Annotated in this window: 34 protein-coding genes and 3 tRNA genes; 21 read left to right on the top strand and 16 right to left on the bottom strand. The window is 30.9% G+C overall.

Annotated features, from left to right (window positions below; genetic code table 11):
* Positions 1-2 precede the first annotated feature (2 nt).
* Positions 3-1049: a phosphate uptake regulator PhoU gene (locus AW732_RS07770; protein WP_067960955.1), complete on the bottom strand. Its 1047-nt coding sequence runs from the start codon at positions 1047-1049 to the stop codon at positions 3-5.
* Between the two features lie 89 nt (positions 1050-1138).
* Here AW732_RS07770 and AW732_RS07765 point away from each other — a divergent pair, with 89 nt between their 5' ends.
* From AW732_RS07765 to AW732_RS07730, 8 genes are all read left to right on the top strand, one after another.
* On the top strand, positions 1139-1612 hold the full coding sequence (locus AW732_RS07765; RefSeq protein ID WP_067960953.1) for a PUA domain-containing protein: 474 nt from the start codon (positions 1139-1141) through the stop codon (positions 1610-1612).
* A complete protein-coding gene (locus AW732_RS07760) occupies positions 1609-1950 on the top strand; it encodes a nascent polypeptide-associated complex protein (protein ID WP_067960951.1) in 342 nt (113 codons plus the stop codon). Before AW732_RS07765 ends, AW732_RS07760 begins: the two co-directional genes overlap by 4 nt.
* A gap of 74 nt (positions 1951-2024) precedes the next feature.
* Complete coding sequence (locus AW732_RS07755; RefSeq protein WP_067960948.1) at positions 2025-2360, top strand: hypothetical protein; 336 nt, start codon at positions 2025-2027, stop codon at positions 2358-2360.
* Between the two features lie 284 nt (positions 2361-2644).
* Positions 2645-3082 (top strand): zinc ribbon domain-containing protein, encoded by a 438-nt coding sequence (locus tag AW732_RS07750; protein WP_067960945.1) that lies wholly within the window; start codon positions 2645-2647, stop codon positions 3080-3082.
* 227 nt (positions 3083-3309) lie between these two features.
* Positions 3310-3732: a hypothetical protein gene (locus AW732_RS07745; RefSeq protein WP_067960941.1), complete on the top strand. Its 423-nt coding sequence runs from the start codon at positions 3310-3312 to the stop codon at positions 3730-3732.
* 17 nt (positions 3733-3749) lie between these two features.
* A complete protein-coding gene (locus AW732_RS07740; RefSeq protein ID WP_067960937.1) occupies positions 3750-4091 on the top strand; it encodes a hypothetical protein in 342 nt (113 codons plus the stop codon).
* A complete protein-coding gene (locus AW732_RS07735; protein ID WP_067961089.1) occupies positions 4084-5415 on the top strand; it encodes a UbiD family decarboxylase in 1332 nt (443 codons plus the stop codon). The genes AW732_RS07740 and AW732_RS07735 overlap by 8 nt, the downstream gene beginning before the upstream one ends.
* Positions 5416-5473: 58 nt before the next feature.
* Positions 5474-5962 carry an acyl-CoA thioesterase gene (locus tag AW732_RS07730; RefSeq protein WP_067960935.1) on the top strand — a complete coding sequence of 163 codons (489 nt, stop codon included), beginning with the start codon at positions 5474-5476 and terminating at the stop codon, positions 5960-5962.
* Between the two features lie 7 nt (positions 5963-5969).
* Here the strand turns inward: AW732_RS07730 and AW732_RS07725 are convergent, their stop codons facing one another.
* The 3 genes from AW732_RS07725 to AW732_RS07715 are packed head-to-tail and all read right to left on the bottom strand — an operon-like array spanning position 5970 to position 7321.
* Positions 5970-6656, bottom strand: coding sequence for a hypothetical protein (locus AW732_RS07725; protein ID WP_067960932.1), 687 nt, complete (start codon positions 6654-6656; stop codon positions 5970-5972).
* Complete coding sequence (locus AW732_RS07720; RefSeq protein ID WP_067960929.1) at positions 6653-7036, bottom strand: hypothetical protein; 384 nt, start codon at positions 7034-7036, stop codon at positions 6653-6655. The genes AW732_RS07725 and AW732_RS07720 overlap by 4 nt, the downstream gene beginning before the upstream one ends.
* 45 nt (positions 7037-7081) lie before the next feature.
* On the bottom strand, positions 7082-7321 hold the full coding sequence (locus AW732_RS07715) for a hypothetical protein (protein ID WP_067960926.1): 240 nt from the start codon (positions 7319-7321) through the stop codon (positions 7082-7084).
* Between the two features lie 119 nt (positions 7322-7440).
* On the opposite strand from AW732_RS07715, the gene AW732_RS07710 reads away from it, so the two are divergent.
* Positions 7441-8049, top strand: a complete 609-nt coding sequence (locus AW732_RS07710) for a hypothetical protein (protein WP_067960923.1) — start codon at positions 7441-7443, stop codon at positions 8047-8049.
* Here AW732_RS07710 and AW732_RS07705 read toward each other — a convergent pair.
* Positions 8013-8504, bottom strand: coding sequence for a hypothetical protein (locus AW732_RS07705; protein WP_067960920.1), 492 nt, complete (start codon positions 8502-8504; stop codon positions 8013-8015). The genes AW732_RS07710 and AW732_RS07705 overlap by 37 nt on opposite strands.
* Positions 8505-8545: 41 nt before the next feature.
* Positions 8546-8620, bottom strand: a tRNA-Arg gene (locus AW732_RS07700).
* 44 nt (positions 8621-8664) lie between these two features.
* On the opposite strand from AW732_RS07700, the gene AW732_RS07695 reads away from it, so the two are divergent.
* Positions 8665-9840 (top strand): aminotransferase class I/II-fold pyridoxal phosphate-dependent enzyme, encoded by a 1176-nt coding sequence (locus AW732_RS07695; RefSeq protein ID WP_067960917.1) that lies wholly within the window; start codon positions 8665-8667, stop codon positions 9838-9840.
* Here AW732_RS07695 and AW732_RS07690 read toward each other — a convergent pair.
* From AW732_RS07690 to npdG, 3 genes are read right to left on the bottom strand one after another with little or no spacing between them, the layout of a single operon-like run.
* The gene (locus tag AW732_RS07690; RefSeq protein ID WP_067960914.1) at positions 9834-10235 is read right to left on the bottom strand and encodes a pyridoxamine 5'-phosphate oxidase family protein; all 402 of its coding nucleotides are present in this window, start codon (positions 10233-10235) and stop codon (positions 9834-9836) included. The two genes, AW732_RS07695 and AW732_RS07690, sit on opposite strands and share 7 nt — an antisense overlap.
* On the bottom strand, positions 10219-10452 hold the full coding sequence (locus AW732_RS07685) for a hypothetical protein (protein WP_067960910.1): 234 nt from the start codon (positions 10450-10452) through the stop codon (positions 10219-10221). The genes AW732_RS07690 and AW732_RS07685 overlap by 17 nt, the downstream gene beginning before the upstream one ends.
* Before the next feature lie 18 nt (positions 10453-10470).
* Positions 10471-11142 carry an NADPH-dependent F420 reductase gene (npdG, locus tag AW732_RS07680; protein ID WP_067960908.1) on the bottom strand — a complete coding sequence of 224 codons (672 nt, stop codon included), beginning with the start codon at positions 11140-11142 and terminating at the stop codon, positions 10471-10473.
* Positions 11143-11194: 52 nt separating this feature from the next.
* Between npdG and AW732_RS07675 the strand changes: the two genes are divergently transcribed.
* The 6 genes from AW732_RS07675 to AW732_RS07650 are packed head-to-tail and all read left to right on the top strand — an operon-like array spanning position 11195 to position 15560.
* Positions 11195-11818, top strand: coding sequence for a histidine phosphatase family protein (locus AW732_RS07675; protein WP_067961087.1), 624 nt, complete (start codon positions 11195-11197; stop codon positions 11816-11818).
* A 56-nt stretch (positions 11819-11874) separates the two neighbouring features.
* Positions 11875-12135 (top strand): heme transporter CcmC, encoded by a 261-nt coding sequence (locus AW732_RS07670; RefSeq protein WP_067960905.1) that lies wholly within the window; start codon positions 11875-11877, stop codon positions 12133-12135.
* A gap of 2 nt (positions 12136-12137) precedes the next feature.
* Entirely contained in the window at positions 12138-12569 is a 432-nt protein-coding gene (locus tag AW732_RS07665; protein ID WP_067960902.1) for a hypothetical protein, read from the top strand.
* Between the two features lie 49 nt (positions 12570-12618).
* Entirely contained in the window at positions 12619-14145 is a 1527-nt protein-coding gene (locus AW732_RS07660) for a cbb3-type cytochrome c oxidase subunit I (protein WP_067960899.1), read from the top strand.
* A 12-nt stretch (positions 14146-14157) separates the two neighbouring features.
* Positions 14158-15114, top strand: a complete 957-nt coding sequence (locus AW732_RS07655; protein ID WP_067960896.1) for a plastocyanin/azurin family copper-binding protein — start codon at positions 14158-14160, stop codon at positions 15112-15114.
* A gap of 2 nt (positions 15115-15116) precedes the next feature.
* On the top strand, positions 15117-15560 hold the full coding sequence (locus AW732_RS07650; protein WP_067960893.1) for a COX15/CtaA family protein: 444 nt from the start codon (positions 15117-15119) through the stop codon (positions 15558-15560).
* Here AW732_RS07650 and AW732_RS07645 read toward each other — a convergent pair.
* Positions 15550-16071: a hypothetical protein gene (locus tag AW732_RS07645; RefSeq protein WP_067960892.1), complete on the bottom strand. Its 522-nt coding sequence runs from the start codon at positions 16069-16071 to the stop codon at positions 15550-15552. The two genes, AW732_RS07650 and AW732_RS07645, sit on opposite strands and share 11 nt — an antisense overlap.
* A gap of 96 nt (positions 16072-16167) precedes the next feature.
* On the opposite strand from AW732_RS07645, the gene AW732_RS07640 reads away from it, so the two are divergent.
* A complete protein-coding gene (locus AW732_RS07640) occupies positions 16168-16770 on the top strand; it encodes an SRPBCC family protein (protein ID WP_067961085.1) in 603 nt (200 codons plus the stop codon).
* A 60-nt stretch (positions 16771-16830) separates the two neighbouring features.
* Positions 16831-16904 (top strand) — tRNA-Lys (locus AW732_RS07635).
* Positions 16905-16938: 34 nt separating this feature from the next.
* Here AW732_RS07635 and AW732_RS07630 read toward each other — a convergent pair.
* The 3 genes from AW732_RS07630 to AW732_RS07625 are packed head-to-tail and all read right to left on the bottom strand — an operon-like array spanning position 16939 to position 18656.
* Positions 16939-17496: a class I SAM-dependent methyltransferase gene (locus AW732_RS07630; RefSeq protein WP_067960890.1), complete on the bottom strand. Its 558-nt coding sequence runs from the start codon at positions 17494-17496 to the stop codon at positions 16939-16941.
* A gap of 43 nt (positions 17497-17539) precedes the next feature.
* Positions 17540-17701, bottom strand: coding sequence for a hypothetical protein (locus AW732_RS08825; RefSeq protein WP_172790428.1), 162 nt, complete (start codon positions 17699-17701; stop codon positions 17540-17542).
* 40 nt (positions 17702-17741) lie between these two features.
* Complete coding sequence (locus tag AW732_RS07625) at positions 17742-18656, bottom strand: branched-chain amino acid transaminase (protein WP_067960887.1); 915 nt, start codon at positions 18654-18656, stop codon at positions 17742-17744.
* Between the two features lie 93 nt (positions 18657-18749).
* Here AW732_RS07625 and AW732_RS07620 point away from each other — a divergent pair, with 93 nt between their 5' ends.
* Positions 18750-18956 (top strand): hypothetical protein, encoded by a 207-nt coding sequence (locus tag AW732_RS07620; protein ID WP_067961082.1) that lies wholly within the window; start codon positions 18750-18752, stop codon positions 18954-18956.
* Between the two features lie 143 nt (positions 18957-19099).
* Here AW732_RS07620 and AW732_RS07615 read toward each other — a convergent pair whose 3' ends face one another.
* On the bottom strand, positions 19100-20515 hold the full coding sequence (locus AW732_RS07615) for an aspartate kinase (RefSeq protein WP_067960884.1): 1416 nt from the start codon (positions 20513-20515) through the stop codon (positions 19100-19102).
* A 44-nt stretch (positions 20516-20559) separates the two neighbouring features.
* On the bottom strand, positions 20560-21576 hold the full coding sequence (locus tag AW732_RS07610) for a glycosyltransferase (protein WP_067960882.1): 1017 nt from the start codon (positions 21574-21576) through the stop codon (positions 20560-20562).
* Positions 21577-21657: 81 nt separating this feature from the next.
* On the opposite strand from AW732_RS07610, the gene AW732_RS07605 reads away from it, so the two are divergent.
* Together AW732_RS07605 and AW732_RS07600 are read left to right on the top strand one after the other, a co-directional pair.
* Positions 21658-21732, top strand: a tRNA-Val gene (locus AW732_RS07605).
* Between the two features lie 65 nt (positions 21733-21797).
* Entirely contained in the window at positions 21798-22778 is a 981-nt protein-coding gene (locus AW732_RS07600; protein WP_082697443.1) for an adenylate/guanylate cyclase domain-containing protein, read from the top strand.
* 5 nt (positions 22779-22783) lie between these two features.
* Here the strand turns inward: AW732_RS07600 and AW732_RS07595 are convergent, their stop codons facing one another.
* Entirely contained in the window at positions 22784-23290 is a 507-nt protein-coding gene (locus tag AW732_RS07595) for a hypothetical protein (protein WP_067960872.1), read from the bottom strand.
* Positions 23291-23311 lie beyond the last annotated feature (21 nt).

Raw genomic sequence — 23311 nt, 5'->3', positions numbered from 1 at the left:
GTTTAATCCGTTTTTTTTAATGTCTTTTCGATATTCATATTTAACACAATTTCAGCTATATCGCTTGCATATTCTGAAATTCTTCTTATATTCTCGACTAATCTTCTAACTCTGTAAATCTCTTCATCATCTTTTAATGATTTTGAGGAATCTCTAATTTTCTTCTCATATTTGGTAATTTCTTCTATTTTTTTGATTGTCTTCTCAGCTTGATAATAATCCTCTTTGAATAGAGCCAAACATGATTCATCTAATACAGTCAATGAAAAATCATTCATATCTTTTAGTTTGTCTAAAATTTCTTTTTTGATCGGTTTTTTAAATTCTAGAAAATCTTTTGCGATAAATGCTGCATGATCTCCTGTTCTTTCTATATTTTTTACAACTAATCTATATCCTAAACAATCTCTAGCATTTCTAAATCCCATTTCTTTTAAAACATGTTCATTTTGTATTGCAATCTTTAGTTGACGAATTATATAAAATCCGAATCTATCCACTTCATCATCTGTATTGATAACTTCTTGTGCTAAATCTAAATTATTTTCTTTCACAGCTAGTATTGCATCATTTGACATTGATTTTGCCAAATGTATCATCCGTTTGAAAGCACCATCAATCGATAATTCTAATAAATTAACTAAAACTTGAATCGTTATTCCATTACTAGAATCTGAAATTATTTCAGAACCCATTAACATTCTTTTTACAGCTTCTTTTACAGTGTTTCTTTGAATTGGATTTAATCTTCCTTTTTTTGATTTTAGATTAATGGTTTTAAATCCTAAAAAGTATAATGAAATTAATTTTCTTACTATGGAATCTGCTTTTTCATCTTCAGTAATTTCAATTGTTGCGTCTTCTTTTTTTTGTATGCGAGATTCAAATTTTGGTGGATATAGTTCTAAAGTAGATGTTCCCTTTCTAACCATTCGAATTTGATCCCCTTGTTTGAGCCCTAATTCATTAATCCACTGTTTTGGAAGTGAAACTATGTATGATGATTTACCAGTAAACTGAATTTTCCTTGTTTCACCTTGTTCTTCCATAATCTATTAATTTTTAAACTATCTATATAGTTATTTATTATTGCTATAGATTAACAACAACTAATATTTCCAATAATTCATTATGAGTTATGGAAAATTTTGTGAAACTCCAACAATCATTAGATGCATTATTTGGAAAAGGAACTTCAAAATTTTTACCAAAAGATATAGAAATTGAATTGTCAAGAAAAACTGGTAGAATTAGAACAGTTTCACATAAAGGAAAATTACTTTGTACATTGAGAATCAATGGTAGTTTAGCAATTAGTATTGGGTTTGCTCAAATATTATTGAAAAATAAAATATTCAAAGAAAATTGTATTGAAGTTAACAAAGACGCTGCTCCTTTTGTCATGGAAGGAAGATCAGTTTTTTGTAAACATGTAACATGGTGTGGTAAAAATGTGAAAGTTTCATCTGATACTCCAATATTATTTGAAAATCAAGTAATTGCAGTTGGAAAGGCAATTTTATCTGCAAAAATGATATCTGATTTGAAAATGGGTGTAGCCGTAAAAGTTAGAGATAGTTTAAAAAGTCGTAAGGAGAAGATAGTGGTATGATGCGAGGAGGCAATCGCGAAATGCGAAGAATGATGGATAAAATGGGTCTTGATATGAATGAATTACAAAATGTTCAAGAAGTAATTATTAAAACTGACAAAAAAGAGATAATCATTTCAAAGCCTTCTGTGACTGAAATGAAAGCAAAAGATAGTTCCATATTCACTGTAACTGCAGACAGCTATGAGGAAGCTGAATTAGAAGTTCCAATTTTCTCTGATGATGATATTCAATTAGTTAGTCAACAAGCAGGCGTTGATGAAGAAAAGGCAAAAAGTGCTTTAGAAGAAGCCAATGGCGATCTAGCCCGAGCAATTTTACTTCTCACATCTGGATAATTTCGCTTTTTGTGCCTAAAATACGTCCTAAAAATGAATGATTTAATAAATGGAATTAATGAAATCTGAATAACATGGCAGATGTTGCAGAATCAAAAGTTACAGGAATTATCAAATCTTTGAACGGATTAGAAGATGATTTAGATTCTTTAACTGGCAAAGTTGGAGATATGAAAAAACAACTAAATGTTAAAACTTTGAGTGAAATTGATACATTATTAGAAAAAACTCGTGAGATGGCTACTAAAGAATCTGAAGTAATGATCAATGCAGCAAAAGAAAAAGCAAATTCTGAATCTGCAAAAATTGCACAAGACGGCGATTCTAAATTAGCCGAAATAGAATCAAATGTAAATGCCAATTTTGATGATATGGTAAAACATGTCGTTTCTACAATTTTGAAAGCATAATCTTATCACAATCCCAAATATTGATCAATTTTAAATTTAAGATATTTTACTGATGAATTAACAGTCTCTACTTGATCAAGTAAATATTTTACTCAAAATGAACGTGGGAACCCATATAGATTAGAACATATCAAACTCATGTTAAAACAAAAAAGAACTGTATATGGTTCTGACAGAGCATATCTTGATAAATTAATACATGAATATATTGAGCAAGTTAAGACTCAAAAAAAAAATTAGTAAAAATACGTGGAGAAAATCCATTTGAAGAAGATTCTGAAAATATGCCTTCTGAAGAGAACATCGATGATGAAAAGAAAGGTGATATTATTGAGATGCAGTATCTTTATTGTTGGAAATGTGGAAAATCCATTCCTGTAAATTCTAAATTTTGTCTTGAATGTGGTAGTGATGTTAAAAATCCCAAAGTAAAAGATGATGATGCTGACAAAGCACCTGACAAAACTATTGAGATAAAATCTAACAATGGAAATAGAAAAAATATTTTCATAGTTGTAGGGGGTTTAGCAATTTTAGCTATTGTTGGTGGTGCAGTGGTAATAAATAATGGATTTGATAAAATAGTTGCTTCAATTGATAATTCTGTACAACCATCTGTTGAAGCAATTGATGAAACAATAGAATCTGATGTTGATACTAATTCTAAATGTGGGCCTGGAACTGTCTTTGGTGATACAACAAACACTTGTATGATTCCATAATTTTTTAAATAATTTTTTTATGTGTAAAAATTTTAAATTTTTGTAATTAATTTAGAAAATAACAGTAGAAAATTATCCCTACATATTTATTGTTAATTTAATTTGGTTTTCTTGAAAAAAATATTTTTTTTATGAAAATTCTTGTAAAAATTTCAATTTAATTTTTTATTTTTTATAATTTATTGCGATCCATCCTTATATAGTTACAATTTCTATACAAAATACTAATGACATGCAAAGGCATCTGTATTAGATACAAAGCTCAAAAACCTGTTGGAACAGGACGTTATGCATCAGGTCAGAGACGATGTCAGATTTGTGAAATTTTCATTAAATGGGAAGGATTGTGGTGTCCTTGCTGTGGATATAGACTAAGAACAAAACCACGTAATTTGAAATACAAAGCAAAACTTCGTGCAAGAGTTGAAGCTGATTCTGCAGAAGAAGTTGAAACCAATTCTATTGCTGCAATGGAACAAGAATTAGTTGCAGAAGCTGCAGGAAAAACAAAAACCACAAAAGCAAAATCATCAAAAGGTAAAGAAAAAACATTATGTGAATTTTGTGGAAAATCTTATGTCTTCATTGATAAACATATGAAGAATTGTAAAAAAAATCCAGAAAATGAATCAATAGCAATAAAAGCATAAGATTCATTTGGGAATTATTGAATTCTTCAAATGGATTTTTAAATAGAATTATTAAATTAGAAAATCGGAATTTTTCCTTAAGAATTCAAAAATTTGAAAATGGATTTTTTGTATCTGTTTCTGAAGATAATGACAAGATTGGTTCAATGACTGTTTCTTTGGCAACTGGACCTACTCCCACAACAACAACAATTATTCCATCAAAAAATGAATCCTTATTTCTAAGATTAATTTCTGAACGTATTAGTACAAGAATGAAAGGAATTGCACTAGTGTCAACATTTGTTAAAAATGAATTAGAACCTCCAATCGCAAAAGCCTTAATGTCTGAAATAATGGAAATGATTGAAAATGAGTGATTTAAGAAATTATATTTCTAAAGTTAAAAAAATTAAAGAGCTTAAAACTATTAAAACTAAAGTTTCAACAAAATATGAAATTGCTGGTATTACGGCAAAAGTAGATCAATCACATGCTGTATTGTTTGAAAATATCAAAGAAAGTGATTTTAAACTAGTATCAAACTTGGTTGGAACCCGAAATAGGTTTGCTTTGGCAGTTGAAGGCACAGAAAATAACATACATCAAAAAGTTATTTCAGCAATAAAAAACTCAAAAGCCCCAAAAATCGTGCCTAATGGAAAATTCATGGAAAATAAATCCAAAAATATCGATTTATTACCAATTGTTACTCATTTTGAAAAAGAATCTGGACCTTTTATTACTTCTTCAGTTGCTTATGCCAAAAATCCTGAAACAGGAAAACAAAATTCATCTTTTCATAGGATGATGCCCATTGATAAAACTCATCTCTCAATTAGAATGGTTGAAGGTCGTCACTTACATCGCTGTTTTATTGATGCAAAAGAACATGGTGAAGATCTCAAAGTAGCAATTACTGTTGGTGTTCATCCTGCAATCTCAATTGCCGGTGCTTATCAATTTGATTGGGGAAAAGATGAAATTGATATTGCAAATTCTCTCTTGGGCGGAAAATTGACCTTAACAAAACTTCCATTTTCTGGACTAAATGTGCCATCAGGTTCGGAAATTGTTATGGAGGGAAAAATTTTACGTGATAAAGTGCATCCAGAATGGATGGTTGAAATGCTTCAAACTTATGATCATAAAAGATCACAACCAATTTTTGAAATCGAGAATTTGTTTTTTAGAAATAATCCTATCTTCCATGATGTTTTGTCAGGTTATGGTGAACATAGATTGTTAATGGGAATGCCAATTGAATCTAAACTAAATGGAGAATTGAAAAAGGCTTTTTCTCAAGTAAAACAAGTCTCAATGACAAATGGTGGCTCAAACTGGTTACATGCTGTTGTTCAAATTAAAAAGAAAACCGAATCAGACGCTAAAAAAATTATTAAAAAAACATTCGAATCACATCGTTCATTAAAACAAGTAACTGTTGTTGATGAGGATATTGATCCAAACAATGCTGAATCTGTTGAATATGCAATGGCAACAAGATTCCAAGCTGATAAGGATTTAGTAATTATTAAAAATGTGCGTGGTTCTAGTCTGGACCCATCTAGTGATCAAAAGAAATTACAAACTGCCAAAATGGGTATTGATGCAACACGTTCTACTTCTAAACGTCCAGAAGGATTTGAGATGGCAAAAATACCTAAAATTGATAAAATTAACCTGAAAAAATATTTCAAATAATCTTTAATTGACTGATCAAATTAAATTGGATGAATGTACAGATATGGTTGTATAAGAAATGTCCTCTGAAAATTCTATTAAATCTGAAAAAACTCCATCTGAATCTCATGCTGAAGTTATAGTTAGAATGTTCCCATCTGATGCAAATCCAGCTGGAAATGTGTTTGGTGGTGAAATTTTAAAAAATATTGATATGGTTGCAGGAATAGTTGCACAGCGCCATTCTCAATCTAATGCAGTAACTGTGTCTTTAGACAGTGTGAATTTCTTGAAACCTGTTTTTGTTGGAAATGTACTTTTCTTAAATGCCCGAATTAATTATATTCATAATTCTTCAATGGAAATTGAAGTCAAAGCAGAAGCTGAAGATATTGTAACTGGGATTAGGACTATTACTGCAACTGCTTTTGTAACATTTGTTGCACTAGGTCAAAATGGAAAACCTATGCCTGTTCCAGCCTTAGCTCTAAAAACAGATGAGGATCGTATGAAGTTTGATGAAGGTAAATCCCGAATGGAAAGACGATTACAAAATCGACAAAAATAATTTTTATTTAGATTGTTGAATTTTTGATTTCTTTAATTGTCTCTCTTGATTCATCAAGTAATCGTTTAATCACAGGCGTGTAAATTTGACATAAATACATTATTTCGATATTTTGTCCATTTTCTAAATCTAAAAATGCAGAAGATGTGATTTTCTTTTTTGTAATTTTTGGTTCATCTTTACTATTTCTTTTTTGATTAATTATTTCTAAAAATGCAGAAGATTGCCTTTTTATCTCAATTTCTAATTGTTCTTTTGAAATAATTTTCTTATCTCTTAAATCTACTTTAATTTCCTGACAAAAATCATCTTTGTATCTTTCAATAGCTCTAATCATTATCTTAATTTCTGGTAATTTTTCATTCATATTTTTGAATTGACGAATTTTATCCATAAAATTTGGATATGGATTTTTGTGCTCTACTTCATATTTTTTTGAAAACCATTCAGAAAATTTTAATGCATCCAAATCTTGTTTTATTTTTGCTTTAGCATTAAATTTTTTCTGAGTGATTTTATCTAGAACAAATAACCCAAAATCTGAATTTGCTTCCTCAAAAATCCCATTTATTATATTTTCAATCGAATTAAGGTATTTGATAAAAAAATAATTTACATAAAATGGATCCGGATCATATTGTTTAATTTGCTTTGAAAAAATTTCACATTTTTTAATTTCTTCCTCAATATTCATTGATCTTTGCCAGATTTTGAATTTGTATATTTTGATTGTGCTTTTAATTCAATAGATAATTTATTAAAAATTTCATTTACACTAACATCTACTAGATTAATAGTTGCATTTTCTTTCACAATTTGCTTCTCAAATTTTTCTTTAATTGCAAATGATACTGATGACCAATGTAAAATCCCTTTCAATTGTTCTTCAACAGTTGCATTGGTAGTTGGTAGGCTCGATGATGCAAAAACAATTCCATTTGTCCATTGCATTGTGGGGATGCCTCCTCCTGATGATCTTGTACTAAATGCAATTTGTTTAACCCAATCATCAAATTGATACTCGATAATTTCATGAATGATTAATTTTTTCCATGGCTCAATAGTAATATCCATCGATGTACTCCATAATGAACCAATTATAATCTTATTTTTAATTAATTAAATTTCTTTAATTTCAGTTATGGTTCCCAATACTGAATCCATTTTTACTATTGCTTTTTTATCATCCCATCCCAATGCTACATACCAATCTCCTGCATCACTATGGTATTTTGTTTCTAATGTTTTAAGATCTTCAGGTTTTTTATCGTATTGTTTTGCAATTCCTGAAATTGCCAATGCTATGGCATCTTTTTCTTTTTCTAATCTTCTTTTCATTAATCCTATTCCTGGACTCATGATTGATTCAGAGCTGCTCATCTAATATAGTTAATTCTTTTAATTATGCATAATGTGTAATTCTATTAAAAATAATCATCCCAATATTTCAAATAGTCTATTTTTATCAGAAAAATAAAATGAAATTAATTCAAAAGTTTTCAAAATCACTCATTCTAAAATCTTCCATTCTAAAATCCTCGACTCTTGTTTCTCTTGTGTCTCTCCTTGCAGTTATTGGACCTATTGTAATAGTTTCAGCTGGATTTTGGGATGCTATATCTCACATTCTTAAAGAACCTGAATTCTTTTGGAGTCCTTCTCATATTGTTGTTTATTCTGGTGTGTTTATGACTACTATTGCTGCAGCAATGGGTTGTTTGTTACTCTTAAGGAAATCAGTTCATGGTTCTCTGAAAACTGGAATAAAATTTGTTATTGTAGGCTCTATAATCCAAATGATCTCTGGATTTGGTGATTCATTATCTCATGATCTTTTTGGAATTGATGGACTTATTTCGTGGTCTCATCAACCTCTTGAGCTAGGTTTAGTTCTTGCATCATTTGGAGCAGTTTTAATTATTAAAAATAGAGAACACACAAAATTGAAATTCTTTTTACCTTTCTCAATAATTGCATTTTTATTTTTTGCAACTTGGTTAATTTTTAATATTGTCTTAACTTTTGGTCATACTATTCAATGTATTCAGATTTATGAAATATTTTCATCTGGATGTTCTATATTGTAATTTTTTATTTTTAAATAGGAACTTAACATAATTATCAGAGAACCTAATAATATCATAATTCCAGGAGCAACCATTTTTTCTGAATGAGTATTTCCAAATTCTGTTTGTAAAATTATTGAATTTTCTGAAATATTTGATACTTTCATTGTATAAAATCCATCTTTATCAAAGTCAAAATAACCTACTGAAAATTTTGTATTGACTTTTTGCTCTTGTATTACATTCAAATTTTTATCTAAAATTTGAACAAATACATTCTCTTTGGTAAATTCAGGCATGTAAACTTTGTAATATCCTATGTCTTTTCCTGTAAATTCTAATTTTGATTCCATCGAACTATATTTTTTTAGTATTGCTGAATCATGATTTTTTTCAGTTTCATTGAAAATTACTGTAACCCAAATCATTCCAATCACTACTAATACAAATCCAATTTTGAATGCGGATATCTTCATTTAGTTTTCTGGAAAATTATTTGGTTAATAAAATAATCTAAAGGGCTCGAAGGGATTTGAACCCTCGACCTAGCGGTTCGAAGCCGCTTGCTCTATCCAGGCTGAGCCACGAGTCCAAACAATTAAGATTTTAACGGGTGTAAATATCTGTCTAGATACATTGAAAGTTTCAAAAAAAGTCATGGGTGTTGAATATGCAATTAGAGACATTGTACTAACTGCAAGAAAAGTTGAACAATCTGGAATGACTGTTGACTATCTAAACATTGGTGATCCTGTACAGTTTGGATTTCAACCTCCTGATAATGTAAAACAAGCTTTAATCAATTCTATCAATAAAGGTGAAAATTATTACTCTACATCAGAAGGTCTTTTAGAATTACGTGAAGAGATTGCAAAAAAAGAAAATCTGAAAGGACTTTCTATTACAGCTGATGACGTTCTAATTACAAATGGTGTTTCTGAAGGACTTGATATGGTAATTTCTTCAATCGTTGAAGAAGGTGATGAAGTGCTTTTACCTGGACCATATTATCCTCCATATGCTTCGTATGTTAGATTACATGGTGGTATTCCTGTAGAATTTTCTGTGGATCTAAATAACTCCACTCCTGATATTGATGATATTAAATCTAAAATTACATCGAAAACTGTTGCAATTTGTTTAATCAGTCCCAATAATCCGACAGGTGTAGTATTTAATGAAAATGCACTCAAAGAATTAGTTGATATTGCTAATGAACATAATCTCTACATAATTTGTGATGAAATCTATGATCAAATAATTTTTGATGATAAATTTGTAGGAATTGGAAAGGTTGCTGGTGATTCACCTGTTATAATTCTAAATGGTTTTTCTAAAGTTCATTTAATGTCCGGTTGGAGAATTGGTTATATTGCATTTAATCAATCGCCTCAACTTGAGGCAATACGTGAACATCTTCCTAAATTAGCCCGAGTGAGAATTGCAACAAGTCTTCCAGTTCAACATGCAGCTTTAGAGTCTCTACGTGGACCACAAAATTACATCAATGATTTTGTTTCAGAAATGAAAAAACATCGAGATTTAGTTGTTAAACGTCTCAATGAAATGCCTGGACTTTCTTGCCCAAATCCAAAGGGTGCATTTTATGCATTTCCAAAAATTGAGGATAATAGATTTGGTAGCGATAAAGAATTTGTTACAAAATTATTGGAATCGAAAGGTGTTCTAACTGTTCATGGTTCTGGTTTTGGAGAACAATATGGAACTGGACATTTTAGACTAGTTTATCTTCCAAGTCTTGAAATTTTAGATTCTGCAATGAATAAAATTGAAGAATTTGTCTCTCAATAATTCCATGTTGAAAATTTTTCTGGAACAATTTCTATAACACAATCTGTATCATCAAGTAATTGTCTTGCTGATTTATTTTCCAATGTTTTAAAATATTTTAAGAGAATTTTTTTTGCAAGAGTTTTTGTTTTTGGCATTTCTACAATTATGCTGGCAATTCCTTTAGACATTACTCCATAAATGCTAGGAGCACTAATTCCTACATCTACACAAAATGATACGTGATTATTTTTTTGAATATTTTTAATTTTTTGAGTTTTAGTATTTGTTCCAATGTGTATTTTTCCACTACTATATCTATACCATACAGGTGTAATGTGTGGAAAATTATTTTTGTCTATAGTACATAATCGTAAAATTTTTTGTTTTTTTAGAAATTCATCCCTTTTGTTCATGTTTTCTAAATCCTAATGCTATCATAAAAATCCCAAATGCTAGCATTCCCATTGATACTTTTTCATTTGTGACTTCTTGATTAAATAAAAAATCTCCTACGAATTCTGGCCCCCAAATTAACAATTGTTGAATAAAAACAATTGTTGCCATAACGCAAAACATCAAACCAATTGCAGTAAACCAATTTTTACCTCTTCTATGATATTCGTGACTCATGATTAATGAAATGCAGACTCAAATGATTTTGATGCCTGGATTTTTAATTTTATTTCTAATCATTGCATTAAGTAACAATGGTGTAGACATTTCTGCAAGATATGATAATTCTATTGGTCCTAAGTAAATTGATCTCAATCCTTTAATTTCATCAATTAGGGTATTGACAACTTGAACTGATTCTTTATCATCACCACAAACAAAGATATCGTAATCTAATTCTAATGTGGGATTAATCAATTTTTTCTCAGAAATTACATGAAATGCTGAAACTAGCTTTGATTTATCTTTCATGTGATTTGAAATAAGTTTGTATGAAAATGGTTTGTTGTCTTTAATTGAAACACATTCAAAACCAACATCTGTTTTAGTCATTGGTACAATTGGTGAGACTACTACACAACTATCTTTAATCTCAGATAAAATTCCAGAACATACTGAATCAATATTCTCATAAGGAATTGATAAAATTAAAACATCACTATTTTTTGCTACAGAAAGATTATCGTTTCCTGAAATCGTTCCTTTAATTTCTCCAAATGCTTCTTTTGCAATATTTGTAATCTCTGCTGCTGATTCAGATGCTCTTGTTGCATCTCTTGAACCAATAATAACGTCATAGTTTTGTGACCATCTTAAGGCAAAACCTTTACCCATTCCACCTGTTCCTCCAATTATTCCAACTTTCATATTTTATTACCTGATAATGTTATTATTATCTCTATTTGATCTTTTGAACATAGTGGGCCAAATAATTTTTCTTAGACATGGTCAGGCAAAAAACAATACTGAAAGAGTATTGTCTGGTAGAACTCCTGGAGTTCCTTTAACTGATAAGGGTATTACACAAGCTCAACAAACTGCTGAATTACTTAAACACATGAATATTTCTGCAATTTATTCAAGTCCAATTCAAAGAGCAAAACATACTGCTGAAATTGTTGGCAAACATAATTCCATTGATGTAGAAATTGATGACCGACTAATTGAACTTGATATGGGTAAATTTACTGGTGTTCCATATGATGAAATTTTTTCAAGTCATGGTAATGTCTTTATGAAATTCTATAATGATGAATTAGAAATTGCTCATAATGGAGTAGAAACTTTTACTGATGTGAAAAAACGAGTCTTATCAATTGTTGATGAAATAATTGAAAAACATTCTGATGAAAATATTGTATTAGTTACTCATATGGATCCCATCAAAGCAATGTTATCCACTGTAGTTGATTTGTCTCCTACAAACCTATTTGAACTGATTATCGCAAATGCTTCTCTAAATCTATTTAGAGAAAAAGATCGCAAATTCTCTTTAACTGGAGTTAACGTAATGCATCCTACAAGGTTCGATCAGAATTGGTAAATGCGAATCTTGAAAACCCTTATAAAGAAATTGAAGCCGAAATCAAATAATCGCTAATGAAATCAATCTATGGATTCTTCTTGATAATGGCAATATTGGTAGCTTTACCAGCTGCAGATTTCGCATTTGCAGCAGGTGACGAACCTGGTGAATATCTTGATCGTAGAGCTGTAATTTGGAACTTATTCTATAAGATGATGACAGTAGCATTTATTGTTGGTTCTGTAGTTTCTGGAACAATTATTTGGCAAGTTTGGAGATTCAGAGAATCTCATCCTAAAGCAAAACCAACTAGCTATGAGGGGACTGACTGGTAGAAATGGGTGGACACTCTAACTGGCCTGAATGGATTTATGTTGCAGTAGTTATTGCATTAATGGCTTGGGTAGGTGCCGAAGCATGGGAAGCTGAAAGACTTGTTGAACACATTCCTGAAGATGCTGAAACAATTATTGTAACTGGGCAGCAGTGGTTCTGGACTTTTGAACATGAAGATGGAACAAAAGAAATTGGCGAATTACATGTTGAAGTGGGAAAAGCCTACAAATTTGAAATAGTTTCTACAGATGTTAATCATTCTTTTAATATTCACGATTATGTAGTTTTATTGGATGCAATTCCTGGTAGAGTAAATACTGTATGGTTTGCACCAGATGCACCTGGTGTACATGATATTCAATGTAGAGAATATTGTGGATTAATCCACTATAACATGAGAGGAACACTATATGTTGAGGAGCCATCACATTGACAATCTTAACAACGCTTTTATCCCAAATTATTTTCGAGGAGATTAACTAATGACTTTAGAATTACAAAAACCACGTCCAATTTGGCAAATTATGTTTTCAACACATCACACTGATGTTGGATTACTTTATTTGATCAGTTCACTCACATTCTTATTCTTAGGTGGATCATTGGCACTTGGAATTAGAGCTGAACTATTCTTACCAGGTTCTCAAATTATAACAGATGCAATGACATTTAACAGAATCTTTACTGTTCACGGAACAACGTTAATCTTCTTATTCATTATTCCTTTTGCATCTGCAGTTGGTAACTACTATGTTCCAATTATGGTTAGATACAAGGATATGGCTTATCCAAAACTTAATGCAATTGCATTTTGGATGATTCCTCCAGCAGGTGTTCTTATCTGGTTAGGATTTGCAGATTTTACATGGTATGCAACACCTCCTTATTCTATAATTAGTGCCCCGGGTCCTGCCGCCGACATGTGGATTTTTGGCTTAAAGATTTTGGGTGTTTCTTCAGTTTTGGGTGCACTTAACTTTATAGTTACAATTTTGAAGTGTAAACATCCTGACATGTCTATTGGACAAGTCCCATTATTGGCATGGTCATTCTTATCCTCATCGTTGATTATTCTTGTAGCAATTCCGACATTTGCTGCAGCATTGTTAATGCTGTTAACTGATAGACTTGGAGCAAGTGGATTTTTCAATCCAGCAATGGGTGGTGATCCAATTTCATATGCACACTTGTTTTGGTTTACATTCCATCCTGAAGTCTATGTTTTAGTCATTCCAGCAATTGGTATGATGTATGAAATTATTCCTAGATTCTCTAGAAAACCAATTTACAGTTATAATTCTGGAATCTTTGCATTTGTTTTGTTATCCATTGTCGGTTTCTCATCATGGGCACACCACATGTATGCAACCGGTATGTCATTTACTGAAAAAACAGTCTTTATGGTCGGTACATTAGCTGCTGTACCCGCATCTGCAATGCACGTATTCAATTTTGTTGCAACAATGTGGAATGCAAGAATTAAATTCTCAACACCAATGATGTGGTCTGTTGGAGGAATTGCATTATTCTTCTCTGCGGGTGCAGGTGGTGTAGTTAACAGTGCAATGCCATTAGACTTTACAACACACGATACCTATTGGGTTGTTGGACACTTCCACCTATTTGTAATGGGAACAATTGCATTTGGTTCAATTGGGTTCCTTTACTACATGTTCCCATATGTAACTGGTAGAATGTATAATGAGGCATTAGGTAAAATTCACTTTACCTTGTCTTTCATAGGAACTGTTCTAGTATTCTTTACACAACACATACTTGGATTGTATGGAATGCCAAGAAGAATTTATGATTATCCGCCAATTCCAGAATGGATTGCAATGAATCAAATAACCACTATTGGTGCTATGATTATTGGTATTAGTATGGCAATATTCTTAGCAAACATGATTCACAGCGCTGGAAAAGGAAAGATTGCAGACACAGACGATCCATTTGGTCTTGGAGGCAAATACTACTATCCATTTGAGGCAAAGAACCCATCACATTAGGAGATATATGAAATGAACCAAGAATATTCCCCAGAACTTTACAGAACAACTTCGTCTAGAGTTGGAAAGATGCTAGCTATTATGTTAGGAATTTGTATTGTAGGTGGAGCAATTTTCTTTGGAATGTGGGATTATTGGATTTCAGAAACACCTAATGTCGTTGCAGTAATGGCAGGAGATGTTGATCATTCAGCACCTGCTGAAGCAACTGGAATAACAATTACACAAGATCTTTCATTTCTTGAATCACCTGACTTTAGATCTTTGACGTTTAATGCTATGATTGATGAACCTGGAGTCAATCCAACAATTGAGATGAGTGTTGGTGACAAAGTTATCTTTAATGTTGTAAATGATGGGATGTCATTCCATTCATTTGGTGTAACAAAAGACACTGAAGGCTTTGCAGGAATTATTCCTGGAAGTGAAGTTGCAGCACCAACAAACCCATTAAAACCTGGTGAATCTGGTACTTCTGAATTCATTGCAGGTGAGGAAGGAACTTACTACTACATTTGTACTGTTCCAGGACATAGAGATCAAGGTATGGTTGGTGAAATTATTATTTCTGGTTCAAGTGGACCAGCAGTTGCAGCAGCCCCAACTGGTGTATCTCATGACTTTACACTTGACTTTGTAGAGTCTGATGATTTTAGAACTCTAGCATTTAACGCATTACCTGGAGAAGAAGGAAATAATCCTTCAATAACTGTAAGCTCTGGTGATGAAGTAACAATCACTTCACTCAATGCTGGAATGTCATTTCATGCATTTGGTGTAGTCTCAAACCCTGATGATTTTAACAGTGTTGTTTTTGATTCAGAAATTGCAGCAGCAACAAACCCATTAAAACCTGGTGAATCTGGTAGTACGACCTTTATTGCTGGTGCACCTGGAACTTACTACTACATTTGTACTGTTCCTGGACATGCATTACAAGGAATGATCGGCGAATTTATTGTAGAATAATTTTGGCAATTCAATATCTAGCATTATCAACTTTAGTAGTATTGTATTCACTGATGTTTATTGGTGGATATATTTCTGCAGCTGGATTGGGATTAACTTGTCCTGAATGGCCTGAATGTCCAAACGGTTTCATGCCATCAGCTGAATATTTTGTTGAATGGACTCACAGATTAATTGCTGCAAGTGTTGGTATCTTAGTAATCTCTACAATGGTTGCAAGTTTGATCAACAAAAATGCTGATTTGAAAATTAAAGTCACTAGCTCACTTGCAACTGCATTAGTTGTTACACAAATTACTTTGGGTGCTTTAGTTATTGACTTAAAGTTACATGCGGTTTTAGTTTCAATTCATTTAGGTATTGGAATCTTTTTGTTTTCAATGGTACTGTTAACAACATTATTTGCATTCCGTATTGCAAAAATGCCAATGAAATCTAAGATTTAGATTTTTTAAAATATTTTGGCAAGTAAATGTAACCCATTACAACTGCAAAAGTTAATGCACCTACGGTGATTGCAACTATGAAAATTACTCCAAATGGACTTTGAGTTCCCATATTAAATGAATAAGTTAATGTTCCTTTTGTCCCCTCCATATCGTACAAATCAATATAGACAATATGGTTTCCAGGATTTTTCCAAACATAGTCTATATCCCAATGCCCATCTTGTATGGATGTTGGAGGAATTGCATTTACTTGTTGATCGTTATAGAACACTCTGATCCCCATTGTGAAATTATCAACTTCTTCAAAGTCTGCATCAGTAACTCTGACCAAAAATTGAGATGGTTCATTTAATTGTGGAAATTCAGGCGTTGTGGCTACTTGAACTCTATATCCTCCATAGAATTCTTCTGCTGAATTAAACAATGAATGTGCATATGCAGAATTCATGGCTGAAGTTGCTGAAAAAATTATAATGAAGATCAATAATGTTGATCGCATCTTAATCATACGATATACTTAATGAGAGATGAATATATTGTAAATCAATTTCCTTCGAGGAAATCTTCACAACCTTTAAATCCTTATTATCTAGAAATCAAAATGTTGACCCTCGTAAGAAAATCAATCGATATTAAAACACCTGTTGACAGTGTCTTCACTTACTTCGCAAGACCAGAACATGTTTCTGATCAAATCAAAAATGATTCTGTTGGAATGACAGTCATCCCAATGGATATCAAAGAAGGAATGGGTGTTGGAACAACCTTTAGAATTATCGGTGACTTTAGCGGAAAACGTTTAGAGTGGGATTGTGAAACAACTGAATTTATCAGAAATGAAAAAATCGTTGCAAAACAAATTGAAGGTCCTTTCAAAAATTGGGCAATCACAAATGAGTTCAAATCATTAGGTGATAATCTTACTAGAATAACCATGTCAGTTGAGTATGAAATGCCATTTGGTCCATTAGGAGCAATTATGGATAAAGCAAAATTTGCAAAATCAGCTGAAAGAGGAATGGAGACTGCACTTTACAACGTTAGAGGATTACTAGAAGGAAACGGTTCAATTCCAGTGTACATTACACTAGATGCATATCAAAAACTTCTTGCAGAAAAGAAGAAGATGAATAATGTTCCAGTTTCAACTGCACTTACAGCAATTTTAGAAAAGTACAGTGAAATCGAAGCTAAAGCACAAAACTAAATTTTCATTTATTTTAAAATCTTAAGATTAATAACAACTCTAGGCATTTTTATTCAGTGTGGGTTTATGGCGCAGCCAGGTAGCGCACCGGACTCTTAATCCGGTTGTCGAGGGTCCGAATCCCTCTAGACCCGCTTTAAATTATATTTTTTAAATTAAGAATAAAGATTAAATTTTTTTTAATAAAGTAAATCTAGTTTGATCTTGTCCGTAATCTTCATGTAAATCTACGTCACTTACAAATTTAATTTTATAATCTACCCATTTTTCACCCATGTTGCGAAATTTGTGATTCTCATCAATTTCTTTTTCATTTTTTTCATATTTCTCACAATGCATAATCCATTTTTTTGAAACTCTAAACATCTCTTTAATTCCATTTTCTAAAACGTCATCATCAAGATAGTTCATTAATCCATGTGTAAATACAAAATCTATTGAAGAATCTTCAAATGGTAATTTGGTAATGTCACCTTTTTGAAAATTCACATTTGGTAATTGTTTTTTTGCAATGTCTAATGCATAGTCATTTAGATCAATTCCGTGTAACTGAAATGATTCTGAAAATAATCTCAAGTCAATACCTGTTCCACAACCAATCTCCAAAATACTTTGTACCCCTGGTAAAGAACTAGCTAAATCTCTGATGTATTTTGAAAATTCTTTATTATATCTTGATTCGTTTTCATCTGCATATTTATTCCAAAATTCTTCATTATATTTCATAAAATTTTTTAATTAAAGCTGTATTTGTTATTATTTCTCTTTCTTAATGTTGGCATTTACATGGAATTAATTGTGTATCAAAAGTGCAATCGTGTGGCCCATCTGATTTTCCTTGTTTTGGAATATTTTTCATACAATCTTCGTGACGTCCTTTTCTACAGAACCAACAAACTTCAGGAGTGTCACCTGTTGCACATAAATCCATAATTTTTCATATTTTTTTTGGGTAAAAAAGTTATTTGAAATCAGATAAAGGTTAACCATGGCAAAAATCTTTCATCTTTACCCATCACTACATCACTAAATGATTTTTGTAATGCTTTAGTTACACTGCCCATCTTTCCTGTTCCAATTTTGACTTTATCGATTTGTGTAACTGATTTTACTTCTGCAGCAGTTCCTGTCATGAATATTTCATCTGCATTGTATAGATCATCTCTTTCTAAATCTCGCTCAATTACAAATCCGCCATTTTCTTCAATTATTTGTATAATGCTATCTCTAGTAATTCCTTCTAGTCCACCAGCTGATAATGGTGGTGTTTGTATGATGTCATCTTTTATAATGAAAATATTCTCAGCACTTCCTTCTGCAACTTTTCCTTGCGAATTTAACATAATTGCTTCATCATATCCGTTATCTAATGCTTCCATTCTTGCTAAAGCAGCATTAGCATAATTTGATGCTGCTTTTGCTTGCATTGGTTGTGATCTTGAATCAATTTTTACCCAACTAGAAACTTTACATTTTGCTCCAGAAAATTTTCCAGCTTTTGATTCTCCCATTTTCCATTCCCAACATGAAATTGACATATCTACTTTGTTTGTTGTAGGAGTTAATCCCATTGTTCCATATCCATAATATGCTAATGGTCGAATGTAAGCTTCTTTTAATCCACTGGCTTTAATCGTTTTTACAATTGCTTCTGAAATTTCTTTTTGAGTAAATTGCATTTTCATTGAATATAATTTTGCAGATTTGAATAATCTTTCAACATGTTCTGGTAATCTGAAAATTGCTGAACCATTTGGGGTGTCATAACATCTTATCCCCTCAAAAATTGATGTTGAATAATGTAATGCATGTGTTAATACGTGAACTTTGGCATCTTTGAAAGGAACTAATTTTCCATTCATCCATATTTTTCCAGTTTCTATCATAGGAAGAGAAAAAAATCCTCGTAATTTAAAGAGTTATTTTTTGAAAATTTCTCAATATGGAAAATACATATCTGATCAATTATGTATGATGATATGGAGTGGACTTTAGGATTTATTGCAATAATTTTTCTTACTGCAGGCTTGATTGGTCAGGCATTTCAAATGCGTAAAATTCGTTTAGCAAATCATCCAGATGGGGAATTAGCCTCACCAAATATTTTCACAAATAAGAGTAATTTCAAGTGGTATGCAATTATTGGAATTGGTATTGCATGCTGGTATGTGGCAGAACGACTCTGATCTATATAGATTAGAATTAAATACTAATTTGCTCTACTTATAGTAGCGTGTTGTGGGTAACGCCGGACTAAATCTAGATAAAGAGTCCAAGAACAAACCCTTAATGGCGTTTACTGGTGAAAACCTGTAACGCCATCATTAAGTTAAATAAAATTAATTTTTGATATTTCATCATGTACAGCTATGATTGCTTTTCGAATATTTTCTTCTGCATCTTCTACAACAATTAATATTCTTGATGTTTCTTCTTGTGCATCCATATTCAAAATATTTAATCCCGATTCACCAATCTTTGCACTAGTTCTTGATGCAACTTGTTGAACTCTCCACATTTCATCTCCGATTAATGTGATGACTCCTCTATTGTATGTAATTGTAGCAAGTGAGTCAAATCCTAAAAGATATTTCTCATTTCTTTTAACATAATCTCCATCTAAAAATAATATTCTTGATAATTCTACTCCATCTTTGGTAAATGGTGATAAAATAATAAATTCACTATATCGTTTGTCTTTTTCTAAAGATGTAAGTAATTTTTGTATAGAATTTGTTTCTATTCTAAATATTGCACAATTTTCTTTTCCTGTAACTATTTTAATTGGATGACCTTTTTGTTCATCTAATTGTCTTTTAATTATGGTAATTTTTTCAGGGTTTTTAATATTGGTAATTTTAATTGGCATGTCTACTCCATGTTCTACAATTTCTTTAATTGCAATTGGATCTAAAATCTTCATTCCAAACATTCCAGCTAATCTTGCTTCATTGTAAGATAATTGAATAACTTCTCTTAATCCTTCTTTTACAATTTTTGGATCAGCTGATACTACTGAACTATCTTTTTCAAAATCTATACTGGTTTCATATTTTTTATGAAATAATATTCCTAAATCAGCTGCAGTTCTATCTGAACCCCCTCGTTCATAGGTAGTTGTTACACCATCTACTGTTTTTCCTATAAATCCACCAATAGTGACTACTTGGTTATTTTTAACTAATTCTTCAATTTTACCTATTCTTTCATTTGATTCAAATTTCAAAAAATTTGTTGACTCTATGTTGTTATCTGTAATAATTGGCCAATCCTCAAATTCTACAGCATCAGTTTTGATATCATTACTTCGTAGAATATGATTCATAACATGAGACATCAATATCTCTCCCGAAAATGCCAATGCTTTGGATCTTATTTCGTCTACAAATTCTCCATTTTCAAGTGCATCTTCAAGAGCTTTTTGTGATTTTTCTAAATGCACGTCGATATCTTTTTGACAATTATCCTTATTTTCATCATTAACTAATTGAACAATTTTTTGATAACATGTTTTAACAATGTCTAATGATGGTTTAATTCCATTTTCTGCATTTTTTCCTTGTTCTAATATGACATCTGTAAGAGAACGTCTTTTTCCATTATGAGTGGTTAATGGTGCTGAAAATACAGTAATTAATTTAGAATCTTTTTTTAAATTGTTTATCCTTTCAAGAATTTGTGGGATTGATTCTCCATCTGAACCTATTGCACTTCCTCCAAATTTTGCAATGATTAAATTATTCATGGTATTGTCTTAAAACTAAATTGCCATCTATTAACTATTTGATTCTATTTTGTAAATTTTCTAATAATTTCAGCTGCTAATTCTGCACCATTTGTATTTATTTTATTTCTTTTTTCATCTAATTTTTCTAAAATTAATTTATCTAGTCTGTTTATGTCATCAAAACTAAATCCCTCATTTTTGGAATTATTCTCTTGTTCAAAATGACCTTTTATTGGGATAAATATACCGGGTGTACCATACGCTTTTGCTTCATCAATTGTTGATTTTCCTGCAAGTGAAATTACTAAATCTGCAGCATAAATTAATTCATGTAAGTTATCTACAAATCCTAAATTTTTTACATTTTCAAATTCTTTTGTTATAGATGGACCAGTCACTAGAATAATTTCAACATCTAAATTTAATTTCAACATTGATTTTATTGATTGATGGATTAAAAACAATCCTGCATCTGTGCCACCAATTGAAATTAGAATTGTTTTTTTATTAAATAAAAATTTCTTTCTTAATTCTTCTCTAGAATGATTTATTTTTCTAACAATTGGCCCAATTCTTCTTATATTATCTACATCCTCCCCGTCTTCTGGAATTATAACGATATCACAATTTTTAATTATTTTCATCATTGATTTATTCATCTTTTTTTCAATAAATGATGTTATTCCTTTTGTAAATTTAGTTTCTAATACATCCGTAATCAAAATATTTGGAATTTTCAATTCTTGTGCAATAGTCAATGATGCAAAATCTTCATCACTAATTACTAATTCTGAATTATTTTTTTCAATAATTTTATTTGATATGTTTTTACAATTTTTGTAATATTGATAATATTTCCATAACCACTTTGTTTGATTATTTAACACTCCATTTTCTACAAAAAAAGAAGGTGGATTATAGACATTATCTACATTATGATCTAATTTTTTTAAAATTTGAGCAGCTCCACTACCTGTAACGAAATTCACTAAAAAATCTTCTAAATTATTGACTATTGCAATATCTCTAGTCACATGACCTAGTCCAATTGGACTGGAAAAAAAATCACAATTATTCATAGTCTTGATTACTTTCTACCAAATTTCTATATTTTACCATGTCTCAAAGTTTAAATGGATTTCAACGAGGAATGTTTCAGTGGGCTCATAGTCTAGCTCGGTTATGACGTCGCCCTTACACGGCGAAGATCCGGTGTTCAAATCACCGTGGGCCCATTTTTACACAAGTAACTCTGAGAATTACGTAATGCTATAAATAATAACATCTTAGGTTGATTAGAATGTCTTCATTCACTTTTTTTAGTTTACAAAAAAAATTACTAGTATTAGTTTTATCGACTACTTTAATTTCAATATCTATTACAACTGTAATTTTTCTTAATTTTGATAATATTTCATTATTTCAACTACAAGAAAATATCGTCGTAATTGGAATTTCTTTAATGATTTCATTAAGTATCTTGACATATTTTTTGTCAAAACGTCTTTCTGAACCACTCAGAAAACTTAGCGAAGCAACTTATCAAATTTCTCGTGGTGAATTTGATGTTAGAACTAATATAAAATCTCGTGATGAAATAGGCAATCTTTCTGAGTCCTTTGACAATATGGCAAAAAAATTACAAGAAGCAGAAATTACCATTAAACAAAAAGAAGAAGTTATCAAACAACAGGAAGATATTCTTCTAAAATTTTCTCAACATACTCAAAATGATTGTGTTTGTGTTATAGATATGAAAGATTCAACAAAAATTTCTTCTATTTTATCAGATGATGATGTTACTAAATTATATGAAATCTTTCTAAATTTTATGGCTAAAATTGTTAAAAGTTATGATGGTGAAGTAGTGAAAAATATTGGTGATGCATTGATGTTTAGATTTCCAAATATTGATCTTTATGATAGTAAAATTCTAAAAAATATTATTGAATGTTGTTTGAATATGATTGAATCCCATGATGATTTAACAAAACAGTTGGAAAAAGAAGGAATGCCTGCATTAAATTATAAAATTAGTATCAGTTACGGCTCAGTTAAAGTAGCTCAAAGTACTACTTCTACAATTAGTGACATTTTTGGACCAACTGTAAATAGATGTTTTAAAATAAATTCACTTTGCCCTGAGAATAGTCTTATTGTTGATAATAATTTGTATCATGCTTTCAAGAAATTTGATGTATATGATATTTCTCAATTACCTGAAACTGAAATCAATAAAAAATATGGATATAAAATCTTCCAAGTTCAAAGAAAGAAATAATTTTCTTATCCAATTTTACAACAACTTTTACTTTGTAATCCTCTAGTAATCCAATAAATTGAAAAGAACAATACTCCTATTGAGATAAATTTCAATTCTAACCCTTGCATTGGAAATAATGACAATCCTCCAACGGCTCCTAAAATTACTGCTAATGGGGCAGTACATGCAGGACATCCTGGTGTAAATGCAGCAAAGACTCCTCCAAAAAGTGCAGATGAATTTGTTTTAACTGAATTAGATTTTACCGAATTTATTTTTTTCATTTGATTAATCTTAAATGCCATCATTGCAAAATTAATCCCTGCTAAGGATGAAATTACTACTGTCAAACCAATTGATGTAAAAAGATAATGTGGTGCTAGTTCTACTGCTGCATCAAAGTGAGTCGGTAACATTGACATAGTCAAAAAATAATAAATTATTCCCAATCCAATTCCACTAATTATTCCAACCATGGCATATTTTCTTATTGTCAAAACATTAGAAATTAGTTGGAATTTTGTTTGCATACTTTTAAAATAAAATCTATC

It is taken from the genome of Nitrosopumilus sp. Nsub (assembly GCF_001541925.1).
Classification (GTDB): domain Archaea; phylum Thermoproteota; class Nitrososphaeria; order Nitrososphaerales; family Nitrosopumilaceae; genus Nitrosopumilus.
This window is presented reverse-complemented; position numbering and strand designations above follow the sequence as displayed.